The sequence below is a fragment of the Sorangium sp. So ce394 genome (genome assembly GCF_051474665.1).
GTDB lineage: Bacteria > Myxococcota_A > Polyangia > Polyangiales > Polyangiaceae > Sorangium > Sorangium cellulosum_D.
This window is the reverse complement of sequence record NZ_CP150339.1, coordinates 4,052,951-4,075,039: the sequence shown is the minus strand read 5'-3', so window position 1 is coordinate 4,075,039 and position 22,089 is coordinate 4,052,951. Positions and strand designations below refer to the sequence as shown.

The window sequence follows — 22,089 nt, the reverse complement described above, 5'->3', positions numbered from 1 at the left end:
CGGCATGGGGCTCGTGCTCGAGCGCAAGGACCTGCGCGACCTGTCCCTCGGCGCGGCCTTCCTCGGCACGGGCGGCGGCGGAGATCCCTACATCGGCCGGCTGATGCTCGAGCGCGTGATGGCGGAAGGGCGCCGCGTGGAGATCGTCCGCCTCGGGGAGATGTCCGACGGAGATCGCGTGATCCCCACGGCGATGATGGGGGCGCCGACCTGCCTCGTCGAGAAGATACCCAGAGGCGACGAGAGCGCGCTCTCGCTGCGCCGGCTGGAGGCGTTCCTCGGCGTCCAGGCGACGTGCACCATGCCCATCGAGGCAGGCGGGATGAACGCAACCGTGCCGCTCATCGTGGGAGCGCAGCTCGGGCTGCCCGTCGTCGACGCGGACGGGATGGGCCGGGCCTTTCCCAACCTCTACCAGGATACGTTTCATGTCCACGGCGTCCCCGGGACGCCGATGGCCATCACGGACGAGCACGGCGATACGGTGATCCTCACGGCGTGCGACGACTTTCGGAAGGAGTGGATCGCCCGCGGCGTCACGATCCGCATGGGAGGCTGCGCGCACATCGCCGAGTACCCCATGGATGGGCGGACGGCGCGGAGAGCCGCCATCGCTGGCACCCTGAGCGTCTGTCTCGCGATCGGGAGGGCGATCCGTGAGGCGAACGAGCAGCACAGCGATCCGTTCGATCGCCTCGTCGGCACCCTACGCGACACGCCCTACCGTCACGCCCGCGTCCTCTGGACCGGCAAGGTGATCGAGGTCTACCGCCGCACCACCGAGGGCTTCGCCAGGGGCTGGGCGCGGCTCCGGGACACCGAGGGATCCGGGGAGACGCTGGACGTGCTGATCCAGAACGAGAACCTGGTCGCCCGCGCCGGGACGCGCGTCCTGTGCAGCGTGCCCGATCTCCTGTGCATCCTGGATCGCGAGACCGCGGAGCCGATCACCACGGAGGCGCTGCGCTACGGGCAGCAGGTGAAGGTCGTGGGCGTCGCCGCGCCGCCGATCCTGCGCGCGGCCGAGGCGCTGGAGGTCTTCGGGCCGCGCGCCTTCGGCATCGATCTCGACTTCGTTCCCATCGAGGAGAGCGCGCCGTGAGCGCGCGCGACGGGCGCGAGGCTCCGCGCGCGAGCCAGCACCACGGCCGCGGGGCCGCGGCCCGGGCCTCGATCGGGCGCGACGACTTCCCCCTGGCCCGGGTGCCCGGGGCCGAGCGCTACCCGTGGTGGAGCGTGGCCGTCCAGCGGTTCGGCGAGCTCTCCGCGCTGTCACAGCTCCTCCTCGGCGCCACGCTCGGTTTCCACATGACCTTCTGGAGCGCCTTCTGGGCGCTGACGCTGGGTGTCGTCCTCCTGGAGATCACCGCGGTGCTCACCGGAGTCGCCGGCCAGCGAGAGGGCCTGTCCACGTATGTCCTCGCCCAGTGGGCCGGCCTGGGGCGTCACGGCTCCTCCTTGTTCGGACTGTGCACGGCGGTGAGCCTGGTCGGGTGGTTCGGTGTCCAGAACGCCATCTTCGCCGAGGGCCTCGCGGCGCTCGCCGGCGCGGGCCTGCCGCTGTGGGCTTATTGCATCATCACCGGCGCCGCCGTCACGCTGATCGTGATCTACGGGTTCCGCTCGATGGCCTGGACCTCGTACATCACGGTTCCCCTCTTCCTGGCCCTGAGCGCCTGGGCCATCCGGAACGCCCTCGCCCGGCACGAGCTGGCCGATCTCGTAGCGATGCCCCCGAAAGGAGAGCCCATGAGCGTCGCGGCCGGCGCGACCCTGGTGGCCGGCGGGTTCATCGTGGGTGCGGTCGTCACCCCGGACATGACCCGCTATAACCGTTCGGCGGCCGACGTGGTCAAACAGACCCTCGTCGGGGTGACCCTCGGCGAGTACACGATCGGGCTCACCGGCGTGCTCCTGGCGCACGCCGTCCAGAGCGCGAATGTCGTCCACATCGTGACGACGGAGGTCGGGGTCGCCGGAGCGGCGATCCTCGTGACGGGCACGTTGAAGATCAACGACTGGAACCTGTACTCGGCTTCCCTCGGCCTGGTAAACACGGCCCATCAGACGGTGGGCCGCCACGTCGGGCGGGGCGCGATGACGCTCGCGGCCGGCGCCGCAGGGACGGCGCTCTCGATCGCCGGGATCCTGGAGCACCTCATCGGATTCCTCACGCTGCTCGGGGTCGCCTTCCCGCCCGTCGCCGGCATCATGATCGCCGACTACTACGTTGTCCGCCGGCACCGCGCGGCGCTCGAGCGCACCCGGTCCGCCGGCTCGCTTCCCCCGCAGGTGGAATCCCCGAGCCTTCGCCCGCTCCTCGCCTGGGCAGGCGGGGTGGCGGCGGGATACCTCGTCCCTGTCGGCATCCCGGCCATCAACGCGCTCCTGGGCGGCTTCCTCGCCCACGTCGCGTTGAGCCCAGGACGTGTACCTCGATGACCTCGGGCGCTCGCAGGCCTCGGGCGCGCTACTCGGGCGCGCGATGCCTCGCCACGACGATCGTGATGTCGTCGTCCGGGCTCGGGCACCAGCCCTCGACCGCCTCGAGGATCCGGTCGCGGATCACGTCGACGGGCGCGGTCTGGACCGCCTCGATGATGGCGCACAGCCGCTCCAGCCCGAACTGCTCGTGCTGCGCGTTGCGCGCCTCGGTCACGCCGTCGCTGTAGAGCACGAGCACGTCCCCGTCCTCCAGGAAGAGCTCGGCGTCCCGGGTCATCGCCCCGATCTCGGGCAGCGCGCCGACCCAGACCCCGGAGCTCGCGATGCACGTGCAGCGCCGGGTGCGCGCCGAACACACGATCATGTCGTCGTGCGCGCCGGCGAACGTCACGCGCCCGCTGCGCTCGTACCGGAGCAAGAGGAGCGTCGCGTGCTCGTCGCGGTCCAGGCGGCCGCGGACGTTCTTGTAAATCGCCTTGTTGAGCGCGACGACGACCCTCGCCGGGCTCGCGCTCGGGTCGTTGCTCGTCAGCGCCGACACCATGCTCTGGATCATCAGCATGATGAGGCCCGCCGCGAGCCCGTGCCCGGCCACGTCGCCGATCCCCAGCCAACCGCCCCCGGGCGTCGCGAGCACATCGTAGTAGTCGCCGCCGACCTCGGCCGCCGGCTGCATCACCGCGCAGAGCTCGAGCCCCTCGATCGAGAGCTGCTTCGGCACCAGCGCGGTCTGGATGCGCGCCGCGACCTGGCTCTCCTGGCGCACGCGCTCCTGCTCCAGGCGCTCGCGCAGCTCCACCTCCCGCACGACCTCCCGGTGCAGCGCCGCGGCCTTGACCGCGGAGCCGAGCTGGAGACGCAGCACGTCGTAGCTCATGGCGCTGGCGCGGCTGTCGAGCACCGCGACGCCGAACGTCTCCACGTCGCCGAACGCGACCGGGAGGACGATCATGCTGCTGCGCTCCGCGCCGCCGAGGAACCCCGGCGGCGCGAGGCGGCGCGCCGGGAAGCTCACGGGCGGCGCCTCCACCTCGCGGCCACGATCCATCAGGAACAGCGGCCTCAGCGAGGCGCGCTGGGCGTCGTCGTAGAGCGACACCGCCACGTGCGACAGCTGCATCCGCGGCAGCTCCGACGCCAGCAGGCCCTTGAGGACCGGCAGGCTCAGGCACGCGGCGAACCCCCGAGCGCCGTAGATGACATCGATCGCGGCGAGCTCCACGCGCAGCCGCTGCTCGCCCTCGACGTGCACGGACTCGCTCCCGATGAGGATCCGCGCAGCGTGCCAGAGCGGCTCCAGGGCCGCCGCGTCGCCGGCCGCGGCCGCCGGCCGGACCCGCTCGCGCAAGAGGGAGATTACGGCCTGGAGCTGGTCGAGGAGCACGCCCTCGCGCCTCGCCTCGTCGAGGAGCGCCTGGAGCGCGCGCAGGAAGCGGCCCCGGTCGCCCGCGAGCTCGTCCTCCAGCGCCGTCAGCAGGTCGCCCGCCCAGCCGTCGAGGGCGCCGATCGGGATCGCCACGCTCCTCCTGAGCGCGCTCTCCAGAGAGGCCCGCTGGTCGGAGGCCGGGCGCGGAGAGCCCTGCGCCGGCGGCGACGGCGGGAGGACCGTGTCGCCTGGGCGGTAGCCGCAGCCGCAGGACTCGCGCTGCGTGAGCTCGACCTCCGCGAGCTCCAGCGCCGGGACGGTCTCGCCGCCGATCAGGCGGAGGATCGTGCTCACGGCCATCCCCCCGAGGCGCTTGATCGGCTGATGGACGGTGGTGAGCGACGGCTTCGTGAAGCGGGCAATGCCGACGTCATCGAAGCCGCACACGAGGACGTCCTCGGGGATGCGGAGCCCCTCCGCCTTGAGCACCTCGATCGCCGCGAGCGCCATCCTGTCGTTGGCGGCCACCACGGCGTCGAACTCGGCCCCGCGCGCCAGGATCTCGCGCATCGCCTCGCGCCCGGTCGGTATCGTGAACGCGCCGACCGCCACGAGGCGCTCGTCGCAAGGGAGCGCCCGCGCCGCGAGCGCCCTCCGGTACCCGCCGGCGCGCAGCTGCGCCTCCTCGCTGCTCAGCGGCCCGCCGATATACGCGATGCGCCGACGCCCGTGCTCGTCGGCCAGGTGCGCGACCGAGATCTCGCTCCCGAGGGCGTTGTCGACCATCAGGCTCGGGACTCCATCGATCGCCGTCCCGATGCTGCACACCGGCAGCGGCGCGAAGGACCGGCAGAACGCCCGCATGACGTCGACGCCGCCGTAGCGGGAGAGCGTCGACGAGGCGACGATGACGCCATCGGCCGTGTCCGGACCGATGAGGTGATAGAAGGTGCTCCGGTCCGTCTCGTCCGGCCGGAGGGCGCTCGACGGGTCGCCGAACGCCGTCAGCAGGTTGACGTCGTGCGCCTCGGCCGCGCGCTCGACCCCCGCGCGCAGCTCCGACTGGTAGTCGCCGACGACATTGTCGATCAGAAACGCGATCGTCCGGCGCTTCCTCGTCATGGCCTCGGGCCCTCGGCTCATGCGTCGGCGATCGAGACGAGCTCCGGGCACATGCGATCCAGAGGCCTGAGGCTCCGGCGCTGCCACGCGAGCTGCGGGTCCGTCACGAACCGTATCCTGCATTTCATGCCGTGGCCGACGAGGCTGCAGATGAGGCTGACGAACGCCTTGAGGCAGCTCGAGCTCATGAAGCACAGCCCGCGCACGTCGAGCTCGAGCGTGCTCACCGAGAGGCGCGCCACCTCGCCCTCCAGGGCCTTGACGTACCTGCTGAGCGGCGCGGCAGCCGCCATGTCCCCCCTGCCGGTGAGCTTGACGCTGAGGGTGTCGTCCCTCAGGGCCGGCTCGATCCCGAAGCCATCGGTAACGAGAGGGTCCACGCGCAAGCTCCTCATAGCTTCTCCATCCCTCGACCGGCGCGCCGTGCCCGCCAGATCGCCTCCCTCGGTACTACAGCCAGAGCTGGTCCGGTGGTCGATACGAGCCCTCCACCCTACAGCGTCCTCGCGCTGGATCCAATCCCCTCCTGCGCGCACAGCCGTTCGGAGCGCGACCCGCGCGCGTCATTCGTGCTCCTCATCACAGCCGAGCCCGTCCCCCCGCTCCGCCGATGCTCCGATCCCCGTCGGCCCCCGCCGGCACCGGCGACGCGGTCCACCGGCGCTGAGCGCGACTCAGGTGACTCACGTAACCCAGGTAGACGAGCGATCACGCCGCCTCGCCTCCCGCGTCGCACGCGCGCCCAGCCGCGGTGACGCGTCGCCCAGCGCGCCGCCGCTATCGACGCCTACATCAGCGACAGAGACGCGAAATCGGCGATAGGGCGCGAGGACGAGATGACGAGAGGACGCGAGAACGAGAGGACGCGAGAACGAGAGATCGCCCCTTTGCAAAAAATCGCGCCGAGCTTCTTTGCATGCTTGAACAATCATTCGATTTTGTCTTACAGTCTTGGATTGTCGTTGTGTGGCTGGGGAGCCACTCGACACCACGGAGGCATCCATGACTCGATTGCCCGGTTCACGGTGGGCGACGCTAGGCGCTCTCGTCGCATCCCTGACTGCAGTATCGCTCTCCGGGGCCCCGGCGCTCGCCGCGCCGTCGTTCACCGCCTTCGAGAGCGGCCAGGTCCGCCCGCTGGCCATCTCACCCGACGGGAAGCTGCTCTTCGCCGTCAACACGCCGGACAACCGCCTCGAGGTGTTCCGCATCGGCAGCGGCGGCCTGGAGCACCGCACGTCGATATCGGTCGGCCTGGAGCCGGTGGCCGTGGCCGTCCGCAGCAATAACGAGGTCTGGGTCGTCAACCACCTGTCGGACAGCGTGAGCGTCGTCCAGCTGGGCCTCGGCGGGCAGACCGGGCGCGTCGTGCGCACGCTCCTCGTCGGCGACGAGCCGCGCGACATCGTGTTCGCCGGTCCGGGGCGAAACCGCGCCTTCATCACGACGGCGCACCGCGGCCAGAACGTCCCCTACGACCCTCAGTTCACGACGCCTGGCGTCGGTCGCGCCGACGTGTGGGTCTTCGACGCAAACCAGCTCGGCCAGTCGCTCGGAGGTAATCCGCTCAACATCATCACCCTCTTCAGCGACACGCCGCGCGCCCTCGCCGTGACCCCGGACGGCACCCGCGTGTACGCGGCGGCGTTCCACTCCGGCAACCGCACCGCCACCGTCAACGAGGCGCTGGTCCCCGACGGCTTCGGGCCGAACGGCGCGCCCGGGCCCAGCACCAACTTCGAGGGCGCGCCGGCGCCGGAGGTCGCCGTCATCGTGAAATACGACGGCGGACACTGGTACGACGAGCGGGGCAAGCTCTGGGACGACCAGATGAGGTTCTCGCTGCCCGACAAGGACGTCTTCGTCATCGACGCCACGGCGAACCCCCCGGCGTGGATCAGCGGAGCGCAGGGCTTCTTCTCCGGGGTCGGGACGATCCTCTTCAACATGGCCGTCAACCCGGTGAACGGGAAGGTCTACGTCGCGAACACCGAGGCGTTCAGCCAGCAGAACTTCGAGGGCCCCGGCCTCTTCGCCGGCGAGACCACGCGCGGCCACCTGCACGAGAGCCGGATCACCGTCCTCAGCCCGGGGAGCGTCGCGCCGCGGCACCTCAACAAGCACATCGACTACAGCACCTGCTGCGCCCCGGTCCCCAACGCCGAGAACGCGAAGAGCCTCGCCTTCCCGCAGGAGATGGCCGTGACCAGCAACGGCGCGACGCTGTACGTCGCCGCGCTCGGGTCGAGCAAGATCGGCGTCTTCAGCACCGCCGCGCTCGAGAACGACACGTTCGTGCCGAGCACCGCGAACCAGATCCCGGTGAGCGGCGGCGGGCCGACCGGCCTCGTGCTCGACGAGAGCAGGAATCGCCTCTACGTGCTGACCCGCTTCGACAACTCCATCTCGATCATCAACACCACATCGAAGACCGAGGTGGGACACGTCCCGATGCACAACCCCGAGCCGGCCAGCATCGTGAACGGCCGCCGCTTCCTCTACGACGCCTCGCTCACGTCGAGCCACGGCGACTCGGCCTGCGCGAGCTGCCACGTCTTCGGCGATCTCGACGACCTGGCCTGGAACCTCGGCAACCCCGACGCCCCCGTCGTGCCGGACCCGGGCCCGTTCCCATTCGGCCTCTACGACGTCATCTTCAACCAGGAGATCACGGACCCGATCTTCCACCCGATGAAGGGGCCGATGATGACGCAGAGCCTGCGGGGCCTCGCCAACCACGGGCCGATGCACTGGCGCGGCGACCGCACCGGGGGCAATCTCGAGCCGTCCGCGCAGCCGGACGACGGGGCGTTCGACGAGCGGGAAGCCTTCCGGCAGTTCCAGGTGGCGTTCGCCGACCTGCTCGGGCGCAGCGGGCCCCTCCCCGCTGAGGACATGGAGGCGTTCACCGACTTCATGCTCCAGGTCACCTACCCGCCGAACCCTATCAGGAACCTGGACAACTCGCTCACGCCCGATCAGCAGGCAGGGAAGGACTTCTACAACGGCCCCGTCGTCAACTCGATCGCGAGCTGCGGCGGCTGCCACGTCGTCGACCCGGACGCCAACCCGGGCGACGACTTCCCCGGCTTCTTCGGGACGAGCGGCGCCTCCGTCTTCGACTTCCAGACGCAGCTCTTCAAGATACCGCAGCTCCGCAACGTGTACACCAAGGTCGGCGCCTTCGGCCTCGCGGATATCCCCTTCGTCTTCCTGCCGCGCGACAACCAGCACATGGGGGACCAGATCCGCGGGTTCGGCATCCTGAACAACGGCACCGTCGACACGATGTACCGGTTCTTCTCCGCGATCGGGTTCTCCGACCAGTTCCCGAACAACCCCGACGCCATCCCCTTCACCCCCGCGGGCGACGTGCTGCGCCGGCAGCTCGAGGCCTACGTGCTCGCCATCGAGAGCAACATGGCGCCGATCGTCGGCCAGCAGGTGACGCTCAAGCATAACAACAGCGCGGTGGCCGGGCCGCGCATCGACCTGCTCATGGATCGCGCCGACGTCGGGGAGTGCGATCTCGTGGCGAAGACCCAGGGATTCCTCCACGAGGTCGGGTTCCTCTACGTCGGCAATGGCCACTTCCTCACCGACCGGCAGCTCCTCCCGCCCATCAGCGACGCGGTGCTCCGCCTGCTGTCCACCCAGACGCACCACGATCTGACGTACACGTGCATGCCGCCCGGCTCGGGCGCGCGCGCCGGCATCGATCGCGACAGCGACGGCTTCCTCGACGGGGACGAGCGCGACGCCGGCAGCGACCCCGCCGATCCGAACAGCACGCCCTGACCCTCCCCGACGCCGCTGCGCGCGCCGCGCGCGCGCGCGGCGGCGCCGCCCGCACCGCCTAGGCGGAGCGCGCGCAGCGGCGCCGCGCGATCACGCCTGCCGCGACGCCCCCGGCCGACGCCCGGGCGAGCCGGACAGGCCGTTCGGGCCCAGCGCATACGCGATGCTGCTCTGCAGCGTCCCCATCGTCACGATCGACCCCAGGAAGACGTTCTGCTCGATGAGCGCGCGCGCCACCTCGGGCCGCACCCCCGACAGCACCGTCTTCGCCCCGAGGAGCTGCAGCGCCTTGGCCGTCTTGATCAGCGCGTCCGCCACCGTGGCGTCGACCTGCGCCACGCCGGTGATGTCCAGGATCACCACCTTGGCCTGCCTCGAGTGGAACCCGGTCAGCGCCGTCTCGAGCACCTGCTGCGCGCGCTCCCCGTCCATCGCCCCGACGATCGGCATGACCAGCACGTCGTCCGTGATGGGGATGATCGGCGTCTGCCGGCGCATCATCTCCTGCTGCAAGAGCGCCCGCTCCGCCTCGGACGCGGCGCGCAGCTCGAGCTCCCGCTGCAGCTGCTCGTTCGAGCGCTGCAGCGCCTCGGTGCCCGCGCGGATGCTCGCGATGAGCAGCGCGTTCTCCAGCGCGATGGCCGCCTGTGAGGCGAGGAGCCCGCAGACCTCGACCCTGCCGGGCGTGAACGCCCGCTGCACCACGTTGTTCTCCAGGTACAGGAGCCCCGCCGAGCGCCCCTGGTGCGTCATCGAGAGGCACAGGATCGAGCGCGGCCTCCGCTCCGCGACGTACGGATCCGCCGCGAAGCGGCTGTCGTGGCGCGCGTCGTTCACCACGACCGGCTCCCGCGTCCTCGCGACGAGCTGGACGACGCTCGCCGCGACCTCCCTGCCGTCGAGCGCCGGGATCGACAGCCCCGTCTCCACCACGTCGGGATCGACGCGCATCGACGCCACGATCGCGAGCTTCCCGTCGCGCTCCAGGATCAGCGCGCCCCGCTGCGCCCCCGCGTTCGCCACCACGCTCCGCATCAGCCGGTCGAGCAGCCGATCGAGCACGTTCTCGCCCGCGACCGCCTGCATGGCCTTCACGACCGTCGCGACGTCGAACGACTCGGTGCTCCCCCGGCGCGTCACCGTCGTGCCGACGACCCGGGACGGCTGCGCCTCGCCGAGGGACGCAAGGTCGAGCAGCTGCTCGTGCTCCTTCGCGAGGTGCTCCGCCTTCGCGGTCGCCCCCCACCGGACGTACGCCCGGTACGCGTCGGCCATGTGCCACCGCGCGATCCGCTCCCGGCCCCGCTGCAGGTAGAACCGCGCGCACAGCTCGTGCGCGAGCGCCTCCTGGTGCGTGAACTGGCCCTGCCGCGCGCCCTGGATCGCCTGATCGTAGAGCTCCGCCGCCTCCGCGTCGTCGCCGAGGACGCGCGCCACCTCCGCCCCGATCAGCCGCTCCTTGTGCGCGTAGTTCTCCGGCGCGTGCCGCGCCCAGCCCGCGATCTTCGCCCGGTGCTCCGCGACGGCCGCGAGGTGCCGCTCCCGCTCCTCCGCCGTCGCCGTCGCGCACAGCGCGAGCAGCGCGAGGCTCACGTAGAAGGGGATGTCGTTCGCGAGGAACAGGCCCATCGCGCTCCCGCTGTGCTTCTCGGCGCGCGCCGCCATCAGGAGCGCGCCCTCGGGGTCGCCGTACAGCACCGCGAGCACGAGCATGTTCACGAAGTACCAGCACCGCGGCAGCTCCTGCGCGGGCGCGAGCCCCGCGAGGAACGCGCCCTCGTCGAACGCGCCGTCGCTCAGGCTCCTCCGCCCGTTCGTCCTGCCCTCCAGGCAGGCGATCATCTGCTGCGCGACGACGAGCACCGGCGTGCCGAGCGGATCCTGCGTCCGCTGCAGGAAGCGCAAATACCCGGTCAGATCCTCGCGGAGCGCGCCGAGCTCGTGGCCCGAGCAGAGCAGGATCGTCACGATGTTCAGGCAGGCGTACGCCCCGAAGCTGAAGTCGCCCGAGCTCAGCCCGGCCTCGTACGCCCTGGCGAGGCACGCGACCGAGGCGCGGACCGGCTCGAAGAGGTGGGACGGCGCGCCGCACACGACGTACGCCTTGCACTGGAGCTCCACCCCCGCGGGCCGCTCGCAGAGCGCCAGCGAGACGCCCTGGAACTGCCGCGCCTCCTCCGGCCGCCCCATCCCCCCCGCGAGCAGCAGGCAGTAGAGGCCGTACGCGCACGCCGCCGCGGGCGAGTTGCCGTACCTCAGCGAGAGGTTGACCTGGGTCGCCGCGATGAGCGCGAGCAGCGCCGGGCTCAGCGTGTACGCCCCCGGGATCATCGCCGCCAGGAGCCGCAGCGCGGCCAGCTGCTCCTCGTCGCCGACCCACGGCGCGTCCGCGAGCTCCTCGACGCGGCGGCCGGCCAGGTGGACCGGCACCTCCGCGAGCGCGGCCCCGAACGCCGCCTGGATCGCCTCGAGCGGCTCCGGCAGCTCGATCCCGAAGAGCGCCACGCCCTCGCGGCCGACCCGCAGCACGTCCTCGAACTCCCCGCGCATCGTGTGCACGAGGATCCGGAGGTTATAGACCTCCGCGCGCTCGAGGCGCGAGCGCGCGTGCCCGAGGAGCTCGCGGATCGAGGCCTCCGCGTGCTTCTCGTTGCCGCTCAGCCACTCGGACTCCGCCCGCTCCCGGTGCAGCGCGAAGCAGAGCGCGTAGTCCTCCTCCCACCCCCGCGGCCCGAGCAGCGACAGCCCCGTCCTGAAGTGCTCGGACGCCGCCGCGTGCGCCATGGACGCCTTGGCGCGCTTGCCCACGGTGAGGTTGAGCCGCGCGAGCTCGAGCTGCTCCGCCCGGTCGTCGATCAGCGCCGCGCCGAGGTTGCAGTGGCTCACGACCTTGAACAGATCCTCGTCGCGCGACTCCCCGCTCAGCTGCGCCCGCATGAGGCGGCCGATCCGGAGGTGCACCTCCTGCTTGCGCGCGTCCTCGATCAGGCTGTAGGCCGCCTGCTGCCCCCGGTCGTGCAGGAACCGGTATCGCACCGAGAGCGGCAGCTCCGCCGGCGCGCCGCCCGGCGCGTGCAGCAGCCGGTAATCGGAGTCGAGCGGCAGCACGAGCCCCTCGCGCAGCGCCTCCCAGAGATCGGCCGCGACGTCCGCCGGCGGCAGCTCGCGCACGGTCGCCAGCGTCTTCAGATCGAACTGGTGACCGATGCACGCGGCGAGCTGGAGCACGAGCTGCGTCCCCGGCGAGAGGCGCTGCATCTTGTCGATGAGCAGATCGTGCACGTTCACGGCGCCCCAGCGCTGCCGGATCGGCTCGAGGTCCCACGTCCACCGCCCGGCGCCCGGGTCGAAGGACACGAGCCCCGCCGCATAGAGCTCCTTGAGCAGCTGGCTCAGGAAGAACGGATTGCCCTTGCTCGTCGCATACAGCACCTCCGCGAGCGCCTGCACCTGCTCCGGGCGCGCGCCCAGCGCGTCCGCGACGAGCTTTTGCACGTCCGCGAGCGAGAGCGGCGGGAGCAGGAGCTCGCGCCGCGGGACGCCCGCCGCCTTGAGCTCGCCGAGCCAGGTCATGAGCGGCTGTCCCGCGATCGCCTCCTGGTCGCGGTAGGCGCCGATGATCAGCAGGTAGGCTCCGCCCGGATCGGTCAGGACGACGTGCAAGAGCCTCAGCGAGGCCGAGTCGGCCCACTGGAGGTCGTCGAGGAAGAGCACGACCGGGTGCTCCGCCGACGTGATGACGCGCAAGAAGTCCTGGAACACCAGGTTGAAGCGGTTCTGCGCCTCGTTGGGCCCGAGCTCGGCCACCGCGGGCTGCGGCCCGATGACGAGCTCGAGCTCCGGGATGAGCTCCACGAGGATCTGCGCGTTCTTCCCCGCGGCCGCGAGGAGCTTGTCCTTCCATTGCTCGAGCGACTCGGCCGGCTCGGTCAGGAGCTGACGGACGCGCTGGCGCAGCGCGCCCGCCACAGGCGCGTGCGGCATGTTCCGGCTCAGCTGATCGAACTTCCCCTCGATGAAGTGCCCGCGCCGCTGCGCGACCTCCTTCTGGAGCTCGTTCACGAGCGCCGATTTCCCGATCCCGGCGCCGCCCGCGATGAGCAGCAGCTCGCACCGGCCCCCGCGCGCCCGCTCGAAGGCCGCGAGCAGCTCCGTCATCTGCGCGTCGCGCCCGTAGAGCTTCTGCGGCAGCCTGAGCTCGCTCGAGACATCGCGCGACCCGAGCTCGAACGGCTCGATACGGCCGGTCGCCTCGAGCGCCGAGAGGCACGCGTCCAAATCGGCCTTGAGCCCGGTCCCGCTCTGGTACCGCTCCTCGGCGACCTTGGACATCAGCTTTTGCACGATGTCGGACACGGCCCTCGGGATCTCCGGCGAGCGCTCGCACAGCGGCGTCGCGACCCGCGCGATGTGGCTGTGCATGAGGTCGACCGGATCGGCCGCCTGAAAGGGGAGCACCCCGGCGAAGAGCTCGTACAGCGTCACTCCCAGCGAGTAGAGGTCAGTCCGGTAATCGATGACGCGGTTCATTCGGCCGGTCTGCTCCGGCGACATGTAGGCCAGCGTCCCCTCGAGCAGATCCGGGCGCTCCGCGGCCAGCGTCTCCTCCGAGAGCCGCGTCGAGCTGCCGAGGTCCGTCAGCTTGACCTGCCACGTCTCCGGGTTGACCAGGATGTTCTGCGGCTTGACGTCCTTGTGGATGACGTGCTTTCCGTGCACCGCCGCCAGCGTGCCGGCCAGCGACGAGGCGATACGCAGCTTGGCCTTGAGGTCGAGCGGCGCCGAGCGGGCGAGCTTGTCGAGCGGCGCCCCCGGGAAGTACTCCATCACGAGCGCCGCCCCGCCCGGGATGCTCTCCAGCCGATGGGCGCGAACGACGCTATCGATGTTGAGGTGACGCGAGATCTCGAGCTCGTGCCGGAGCTGCGCGACATGCCGCTGGCCGGGGTGCTCACCCTTCAGCACCTTGATCGTCACCGGAGTACCATCGGCGTCGCGCTTCGCGCGGTAGATGACGGTATCCGCGGTGTCGTACATCTGCTCAACCAGTGTGAAGGGCAGATCTTCGATCCTGGTCTTGCGCATGGTTTGTCGATGGTTGCATGGGCCGAACGCCCGTGGCAAGCGCTTAAGCTCGCTGCGGCAGGGCGGGCGATGTGCGCTGTGGTGCGGTGATCGCGAGTCCGATCGGCGCGATACCGCAGTTCGTGGAGCGTGGGTGAGCCGGAGAACGGCGGGTCTCGGTGCGGGGCGAGTGCGCACCTCGGGAGGCTCGTCGCCGGCCGGGCGCACATCGCGTTGCCGCGCGCGCGGCTAGGCGATGCGCGCCCGGCGGCCGACGCCCCTCACCGCGCGGTAGTCGGTGAGCAGCGATCCGAGGATGGTGGCCGCGCCCGTGGCGGCGTGGATGAGCGCGGCGAGCGGCGAGCGCTTCGCGTAGCCGAGCACGAACGGCGCCGCGATCGCCGACGCGCCCCACGCGTGGTCGATGGCCTCGTGCACCTCGATGGGAATCAGCTTCGCCAGGCTCAGGCGATAGTCGGTGAGCAGGGAGACGGACACGACCGATGCGCCGAGGATCACGCCGGCGATCCTCGCCGACGGCTTGCGCGCCGACAGGCCGGCGAGGGCGACGATGATGCCATTCGAGCAATCGATGACGGAGTGGACGTCCTGGGGGACGACGCGCGCGAGGGGCAGGACGCCGAGGAGCGGCCTCGAGGGGATCGTCGCCCTCCGCTGCGTCTCCCGCGCGAAGAGGCCCGGTCGTTCGAGCTCTGCGGTGGGCCGGTCGTCCGGCGGCAGGCGGGTCGCCGGCAGGTCGTCCGCGCCCAGAGAAACGTTGGATTGTGCCATGGATACCTCCCGTGACGCGGGAGAGGCAATCCGCAGACCGGAGCACACGCGCACACACCTCTTCATCGGGCGAGCCGGCTCAGCGGGCGAGCCGGCTCAGCGGACGAGCCGGCTCTCCGGGGATGGGCGATGCTAGGCTGCGCGCCCATGGGAGTCCGGATCATTCCTCTCGGCGGCCTCGGCGAGGTCGGGATGAATGCGATGCTGATCGAGGAGGATGGCCGCCGCGTGCTCGTCGACTGCGGCGTCATGTTCCCCAACGACCAGGTGCTCGGCGTCGAGGTGGCGATCCCCGACCTCAGCTACGTGCGCGAGGCGGGCGGGGTCGACGCGGTGATCGTGACGCACGGCCACGAGGATCACATCGGCGGGCTGCCGTCGCTGCTGCGCGAGTTCCCGGTCCCCGTGTACGGGACGCGCTTCACGCTCCGGCTCGTGCGCGAGCGCCTCGTCGAGCACGGCATCGACGTGCCGCTCCGCGAGGTCGAGCCTCAGCAGCACTTCACGGCGGGCCCGTTCCGCGCCGAGCCCCTGCGCGTGACCCACTCCATCCCCGACGCGGTCGGCTTCGCGATCGAGACGGGCGAGGGCATCCTCATCCACACCGGCGATTACAAGATCGATCTCACCCCCGTGGGCGGCGAGCGGCTCGATCTCGGCCGCTTCGCCGAGTACGGCCGCGCCGGCGTGGCGGCCCTCCTGTCCGACTCCACCAACTCCGAGCGCGACGGCTGGTCGGTGAGCGAGACCGCGGTGGCCGAGGGGTTCCTCCGGCCGTTTCGCGAGGCGAAGGGCCGCATCCTTGTCGCGCTGTTCGCCTCCAACGTCCACCGGGTCCAGAGCGTCCTCGATCTCGCCGCCCAGCTCGGCCGCAAGGTCGTGCTCGCCGGCCGCAGCCTCGCGACCAACACGCGGATCGCCGAGGAGATCGGCATCCTGACCATCCCCCCCGGCGTGCTCGTCGACGACGCCACGGCGGCCACGCTCCCGCGCGAGCGCCTCGTCGTGCTCGCCTCGGGCGCGCAGGGCGAGCCGAACAGCGCGCTCGCGCGCATGGCCGTCGGCGATCACCACCGGCTGCGGGTCGACCCGGGCGACACGGTGATCTTCTCGTCCCGCGCCATCCCCGGCAACGAGATCGCCGTCAGCCAGCTCGCCAACCGCCTGGCGAGGCGCGGCGCCGTGGTGCTCGATCGCGGCCTCGATCCGATCCACGCGAGCGGCCACGCCCAGGCGGAGGAGCAGAAGGTGCTCCTCGACGCGGTCCGGCCGGAGCACTTCGTCCCGATCCACGGCGAGTACCGGATGCTGCTCGCCCACGCGCGCACGGCGCTCCGGATGGGCGTGCCGGCGTCGGGGGTCTTCGTGGTCGAGGACGGCGAGTCGCTGGTCATCGAGGACGGCCGGATGCGGCTCGGGGACGCGGTGAAGAGCGGGCGCGTGTGGCTCGACGCGCGCGGCGGGCTCGACGTCTCCGAGCTGGTGCTGCGCGAGCGCGAGCAGATCTCGGATCAGGGCCTCGTGATGGTGCTGGTCGTGGCCGACCGCAAGACGGGCGAGGTCCTGCGCGGCCCCGAGCTCCTGGGGCGCGGGGTGGCGCACTTCGAGGAGGGCGGCCCGCTGTTCGCGGCCGCGCTCGAGAGCGCGCGCGACGCGCTCGCGGCGCTGTCGCCGGCGGCGCGCACGCTGGCGCCGACGCTGGAGGACGCGCTCAGCCGCGGCGTGCGGCGGGTGTTCCGGCGCGAAGCCTCGCGCCGCCCCGCCGTGCTCCCCCTGGCCGTGCTCCTGTGAGGCGCCGCGGGCGCGCGGGCGGCGTCGTGCGCCGCACGCGGCGCGGGCGGCGTCGTGCGCCGCGCGCGGCGCGGGCGGCGTCCGGCGGCGGACCGGGGGCCTCAGGCGCCGCGCCGCGCGCTGACGCGCCCATTTCCCGCCTCCTCACGCTGGGCCCTTTCCTGAGCGCGACGAGTGATTACGGTGCAGGGACCGGCGGAGCCCCTTTGCTCTGCCGTGGCACGGCCGGCGTCGGCTCGTGGTTCCTCCTGGGGATTGCCTCCAGGGCTTCGCGCTCCGGTGCGCAGCCGGGTGGACCACCGCGGCACGGCCCCATGGTGGAGCGATCGAGATGAAGGAGAGGCCCATGAGCTCGCTCCTGGCGGGCGAGACCGGAACGACAAAGAGGGAAGAGAGGGACGCTCGCGACGAGGTGCAGCTCGACGCCGGGCTCGGCGCGGCCTTGCCGTCTCCGTGGGACGCGCCTCCCGGCGAGCGAGCTGCGCCGCCGGGCGAGGACGTGACCGAGATCTACCTGCAGGAGATCTCGCGCAACGCGCCGCTCAGCCGGGATCTCGAGGTGGAGCTCGGCCGGCGGATCGAGTCGGCGGAGCGCGCGGGGATCGAGGCCTGGGTGGCGTCGCCGGTCGCGCTGCGCGAGCTCGCGGCGCTCGCGGACGACCTCCGGGCGGGGCGGGTCACCGTGAGCGAGCTGCTGCTGAACGCGGACGCGGACGAGGAGGTGCGCCACGCGGCGTCGGCGCGGCTCGCGCGGCTGCTCGGGCTCGCGCAGCCGGTAGCCGCGGCCGGCGAGGGCGCGTCGGGCCGAGCCCGGGGCGAGCTCTCGGCCGGGCTCACCGACGCGCGCCTGGGCCCCGCGGTGGAGGAGCGGATCGAGCGCGCGCTGCGCGAGGCCGCGGCCGCGGCCGGCGGGCCCGAGCGAGCGGCGATCGAGGGGACGCTCTCGGCGATGCGCGACGCCCGCCGCGCGGCGGCGGAAGCGCGGGCCGAGATCGTCCGCGCGAACCTGCGCCTGGTGGCGTCGGCCGCCCGGCAGCTGAAGCACCGCGGCGTGCCGCTGCTCGATCTGATCCAGGAGGGCAACCTCGGGCTGATGCGCGCGGCGGAGAAGTTCGACTACCGGCGCGGGTACCGGTTCAGCACGTACGCCACCTGGTGGATCAAGCAGGCGCTCTCGCGCGCGCTGCTCTACCAGGCCCAGGTCATCAAGGTGCCGGTCCACTTCGCCGAGACCCGGCGCCGGGCGCTGCAAGCGCGCAAGGAGCTCGAGCAGGAGCACGCGCGCGAGGCGGCGCCGGAGGAGGTGGCCGAGCGCAGCGGGCTGCCGATGGAGAAGATCCAGACGCTGCGGGAGATGGCGCTGCCGCTCGTGTACCTGGACGCTCCGGCCGGGGACGACGACGGCGCGCGCGCGGGCGACTTCTTCGCGAGCGAGGGAGCGGCGCCGGACGAGCTCCTGGTCCACCGGCGGCTGCACACGCAGGTGCGCTCGCTCCTCCAGTCGCTGACCCCGCGCGAGCGCGAGGTGCTGCGGCTCCGGTTCGGCCTCGACGGCGAGCAGACGCACACGCTCGCCGAGATCGGCGGCATGTTCTCGGTGAGCCGGGAGCGGGTGCGGCAGATCGAGGAGAACGCCCTGAGCAAGCTGCGGACGCTGTCGCGCCGGCGGGCGCTCGACACCCCGCTCGGGGGTTAGGGCCGGCCGCGCAACACGGTCCGATTCACCGCCTCTCCGCGCTCCCGATCTGGCCCTCAGTGCGCGTCGCGCTCACCACGTCGCCGCCTCGCGGACACATCCTCGGCAGCAACCCCACAATCAGGAGGTTCGCGCGGCATCTCCGATGTACCTCGCCTCACTTGTTCTCCAGATCTGGTGGGCTCGCCCCCCAGCCATCCGGAACAGGTGGACCGGCGCGTCGCCTCGAGGATCGGACTGGGGCGCTTCCACGAGGCGCGACATCGGCGAGGTGAGTCGCTAGCATCGATCCGGGGGATCACCGATCTCGCGGATCAGCGACGTCGTCTCGACGCACGCTTGGCACGGACGAACCGAGGAGAACTGCCGTGAATCATCAGAAGGATTTCTGGAGGCTCGCGTGTGCAGCGTTCGCCATGCTGTCGATGGCGTCGATCGCAGGCTGCGACCAGGGGGGTGGGAACGAGGTCAGCAGCAAGGACAACGGCAAAGAGGCCACGACCGACGTCGTCAAGCTCGCGTTCGTGACGAACGGGTCCAGCGACTTCTGGAAGATCGCGTTCGCCGGTGTCCATAAATACGAGCGAGAGGCCAAGATCCAAGTTGACATCAAGGTGCCGCAGATCAGCACGCCCACGGAGCAGAACCAGATCCTCGAGAGCCTCGCCAGCCAGGGCTACGACGCCATCGGCGTGAGCGTCCTGGCGCCGGACGATCAGGTGACCGTGCTCAACAAAGTCGCGGAGAAGGTCAAGCTGATCACGTTCGACTCCGACGCCCCGAAGTCGAACCGGCTGCTCTACATCGGCACGAACAACTACGAGGCCGGCAAGGTGCTCGGCAACGAGATCGTGAAGCTCTTGCCAAACGGCGGGAAGATGGCCGCCTTCGTCGGCATGTTCGCGGTCGACAACGCGGCTCAGCGCCTCAAGGGCATCCAGGACGTGGTCGCTCAGCACGACATCCAGCTCGTCGACAAGCGCGAGGACAACACCGATCTCGCCAAGGCGCGCGCGAACGTGGAGGACATCATCAACGCCCACCCGGACATCAACGTCGCGATCGGCCTCTGGTCGTACAATGGGCCGGCCATCGCCGCCGCCGTCGACGCGCTCGGGAAGAAGGGCAAGGTCCTCCCGGCCGTGTTCGATGAGGAGGACGCGACGCTCGCCGGCATCGAGAACGGCACCGTCGCCTGCACCGTCGTGCAGAAGCCGTTCCAGTTCGGTTACCTGGGGAGCAAGTGGCTCCACGACCTCGCGACCAAGGGCGACGCGGCCATCGCCGCCATCCCCCCGAGCAAGGTGATCGACACCGGCGTCGACGTGATCAACAAGGAGAACGTCGCTCAGTTCAAGGCCACGCTCGCCGAGATGAAGAAGTAGCCCGTTCGCCCCGCGGCTCGGGCGAGGGCGTCCCCTGGCCGTCTCGGTTCAGCTCGGCTCAGAAGGGCTGGACGCGGGTGAGCGGCGATAGACGATCTGGCCGCCGGTCTTCGACAGCGCGTAAGCGAACCCGAGCTCCAGGGTCGAGCGGGTGATCAGGCTCCCGAGCTCCACGCCCTGCTCCACCATCAGCCGCGCCGCCGCCGGCGTGACGCCGACGAGCACGACCTCGGCGCCGAGCAGCCGCGCCGCCCGCGCCGCCCGCAGGAGGTGCTCCACCGACGCGGCGTCGACGACCGCCATCCCCGTGACGTCGACCAGCACCACGCGCGCGTGGTGCTCGGTGATGTCCTGCAGCATCGACTCGATGAAGCGGCCGGATCGCTGCGCGTCCATCGTCCCGACGATCGGCATCACGAGGATGTTCCGCGCGATGGGCACGACCGGGCTCGAGAGCTCGCGGATCGTGTCGAGCAGCGACTCCTGGTGCCGGTTCGCGCGCTCGAGCTCGTGGGTCCGCTCGGTGATCCGGTGGACGAGCCGCGCGTTCTCGATCGCCACGGCCATCGTGTCGACGACGCGCTCGATCATCGTGAGGTCGTCGAGCGAGCACGCCGCCCGGCGCTCGCTCTCCAGGACCAGGGCGCCGAAGGCGGACCCGCCGGCGAGCAGCGGGACGGCGACCAGGGTGCGCGCTCCCTTCTCGCGCGCCTCGACGACATCGGGCGCGTCGTGGAGCTCGCTGGAGTGCGTATCGACGACGAGCGGCCGGGCCGCGCGCAGCACCCGCCCGACCATCGACCTCGCGTCGAGGGGGGCCCGCTCCTCGCGGTACCCCTCGTTCCCCGCGTCCACGGTGACGAGGAGGAGCACCTTCGCGCGGCTCTCGTAGGGGATCTGCTCCCTTCGCTTCGCCGCCTTGCGGTTCGCGTCCAGGGCCAGATAGTCGGAGAGGGGGAGCGACCAGGGCGTGCGCTCGATGGTCACGACGTCGATGCCGGTGTCGATGAAGCGCAGCGCCGACCCTGCCCCGGAGCCGGCGCGCGTGGGCAGCCCGGCCAGGGCCGCCTCGACGCCCTTCGATGCCATGTCGTGGAGCACCTGCACCGCGCGGTAGCCCATCTCGTGCTCGCGCTGGACGAGGACCGCGTGGATGGTCCCTTCCCGGAGCATCGCGAGCGTGTCCGTGAGGAGATCGAAGGCGACGATCTTGAGCTCCCCCGCCCGCCCCAGCGCCCTCGCGGCCGCGCCCCACGACAGGCCGTTCTCGGCGCAGACGCCGAGGGCGCCGGCGATCCCTCCGCTCTGCACGGCCTCCCGGGCGATCCGCATCCCGAGCTCGATGTCGAACCGGTCCTCGGCCGGCGGCTGCAGGTCGAAGGGCGTGCCGGAGGCCGCCGCACGGAACGCGTCGATGCGCTCGCGGCTGTTGATGGCGCTGAGCCAGAACGTCAGCGCGCCGATCTTGCCTCCGCCCGGGAGCAGCCGGGCCATCATCTCCGCGGCGAGCCGCCCCGCCGCCACGTTGTCGGTGCCGATGTAGGCTCGAGCGCAGCTGCCCTCGGCGGGCGGCGTGTCGATCGTGACCACCGGGACCCCGGCCTCCGCCGCCCGACGGATCGCCGGCTCGAGGACCTCCGGGGTGATGGGCGCAACGGCGATACCGTGCACGCCCCGGTCGATGGCGTCCTCGAGGATCCCGCGCTGCTCGACGGCGCTGTGGGCGGGGGCGTTGCGGACGTCCACGTGGATGCCGACGCTGCGCCCCGCGGTGAGGGCGCCATCGCGGACGTTGTTCCAGAACGACAACGGCGACCGGTGCGGGACGTGGTAGATGCGGAGCTCGCGGGCCTCGGCGTCGCCGCGCGCGCCCCCGGAGGGGGCGTCGCTCAGCAGGACGAGGTGCACCGAGCGCCATTGCGGCGTGAGCTGCACGCTCTTGATGCCTTTCGAGATCATCTCGACGAGCTCATGCGTGCTGGTCCGCGTGGCCACCGCGTTCAGCACCGCCTCGAGTACGCGCACCTCCTGGGCCGACCGCGCCTTGTCGTTGTAGAGCTCTCGCCGCTCCAGCGCCGCGCCGGCGCTCGCGGCCAGCGCGAGGAGCCGCGCCCAGCGCTCGCCGGAAGGCGCCTGCCCGTCCGGCTGCTCGACGGCGAGCACGCCGATCGTCTGCTCCTGCACGCGCACCGGGGTGAGGACCACGACCGCGCCCGCCGGGACGAGGTGCAGCGCCGATGCCCCCGGCAGGTGCTCGCGGTACCAGTCGGCGGCCGCCATGACCCGAGCGCCGTCCGCGGAGTCATGCCTAGAGAGCGCCGCGATCACGGTGGCCGGCCCCGCGCCGCCGACGACCTCCTGCGGGCTCGCCAGCACGCCAGCGAGGCCGACAGAGGCCTTGTAGACCAGCTGCTCTCCGTCCCGGACCAGGAGGCTCCCGCGCTGCGCAGAGGGCACGGTGCCCACGGCGTCGATCACGATATGATGCAGCGTTGCATGAAGATCGAGACCGGTGACCATGCGCCTTGCGTCCCTGCACCCCACCCCGACGACGGCGCGGCTTCACGCCAGTGGGCGTGATTGGACAGCATCTTGTCAAGGGGTGACCGAGCCGCCTCCGGGCGCCGTTC

Annotated in this window: 11 protein-coding genes; 6 read left to right on the top strand and 5 right to left on the bottom strand. The window is 71.4% G+C overall.

What is annotated here, in order from left to right; all coding sequences use genetic code 11:
• Positions 1-4 precede the first annotated feature (4 nt).
• Together WMF33_RS15200 and WMF33_RS15195 are read left to right on the top strand one after the other, a co-directional pair.
• Positions 5-1,102: a DUF917 domain-containing protein gene (locus tag WMF33_RS15200; protein WP_437337796.1), complete on the top strand. Its 1,098-nt coding sequence runs from the start codon at positions 5-7 to the stop codon at positions 1,100-1,102.
• Entirely contained in the window at positions 1,099-2,442 is a 1,344-nt protein-coding gene (locus WMF33_RS15195; protein ID WP_437337795.1) for a purine-cytosine permease family protein, read from the top strand. Before WMF33_RS15200 ends, WMF33_RS15195 begins: the two co-directional genes overlap by 4 nt.
• Before the next feature lie 28 nt (positions 2,443-2,470).
• Here the strand turns inward: WMF33_RS15195 and WMF33_RS15190 are convergent, their stop codons facing one another.
• Both WMF33_RS15190 and WMF33_RS15185 read right to left on the bottom strand, forming a co-directional pair.
• On the bottom strand, positions 2,471-4,933 hold the full coding sequence (locus tag WMF33_RS15190) for a SpoIIE family protein phosphatase (protein WP_437337794.1): 2,463 nt from the start codon (positions 4,931-4,933) through the stop codon (positions 2,471-2,473).
• Positions 4,934-4,950: 17 nt separating this feature from the next.
• Complete coding sequence (locus tag WMF33_RS15185; protein WP_061626502.1) at positions 4,951-5,328, bottom strand: STAS domain-containing protein; 378 nt, start codon at positions 5,326-5,328, stop codon at positions 4,951-4,953.
• Positions 5,329-5,935: 607 nt separating this feature from the next.
• Here WMF33_RS15185 and WMF33_RS15180 point away from each other — a divergent pair.
• Positions 5,936-8,731: a beta-propeller fold lactonase family protein gene (locus WMF33_RS15180; protein ID WP_437337793.1), complete on the top strand. Its 2,796-nt coding sequence runs from the start codon at positions 5,936-5,938 to the stop codon at positions 8,729-8,731.
• Positions 8,732-8,821: 90 nt separating this feature from the next.
• Here WMF33_RS15180 and WMF33_RS15175 read toward each other — a convergent pair whose 3' ends face one another.
• Together WMF33_RS15175 and WMF33_RS15170 are read right to left on the bottom strand one after the other, a co-directional pair.
• Complete coding sequence (locus WMF33_RS15175) at positions 8,822-13,816, bottom strand: AAA family ATPase (protein WP_437337792.1); 4,995 nt, start codon at positions 13,814-13,816, stop codon at positions 8,822-8,824.
• A gap of 228 nt (positions 13,817-14,044) precedes the next feature.
• Positions 14,045-14,587: an SPW repeat domain-containing protein gene (locus WMF33_RS15170; protein ID WP_437337791.1), complete on the bottom strand. Its 543-nt coding sequence runs from the start codon at positions 14,585-14,587 to the stop codon at positions 14,045-14,047.
• Positions 14,588-14,734: 147 nt separating this feature from the next.
• Here WMF33_RS15170 and WMF33_RS15165 point away from each other — a divergent pair, with 147 nt between their 5' ends.
• The 3 genes from WMF33_RS15165 to WMF33_RS15155 all read left to right on the top strand — a co-directional run bounded on the left by WMF33_RS15165 (position 14,735) and on the right by WMF33_RS15155 (position 19,459).
• The gene (locus WMF33_RS15165; protein WP_437337790.1) at positions 14,735-16,378 is read left to right on the top strand and encodes a ribonuclease J; all 1,644 of its coding nucleotides are present in this window, start codon (positions 14,735-14,737) and stop codon (positions 16,376-16,378) included.
• A 346-nt stretch (positions 16,379-16,724) separates the two neighbouring features.
• On the top strand, positions 16,725-18,074 hold the full coding sequence (locus tag WMF33_RS15160) for an RNA polymerase sigma factor RpoD/SigA (RefSeq protein WP_437337789.1): 1,350 nt from the start codon (positions 16,725-16,727) through the stop codon (positions 18,072-18,074).
• A 368-nt stretch (positions 18,075-18,442) separates the two neighbouring features.
• The gene (locus WMF33_RS15155; RefSeq protein ID WP_437337788.1) at positions 18,443-19,459 is read left to right on the top strand and encodes a sugar-binding protein; all 1,017 of its coding nucleotides are present in this window, start codon (positions 18,443-18,445) and stop codon (positions 19,457-19,459) included.
• A 48-nt stretch (positions 19,460-19,507) separates the two neighbouring features.
• Here WMF33_RS15155 and WMF33_RS15150 read toward each other — a convergent pair whose 3' ends face one another.
• On the bottom strand, positions 19,508-21,979 hold the full coding sequence (locus WMF33_RS15150; protein WP_437337787.1) for a substrate-binding domain-containing protein: 2,472 nt from the start codon (positions 21,977-21,979) through the stop codon (positions 19,508-19,510).
• Positions 21,980-22,089 lie beyond the last annotated feature (110 nt).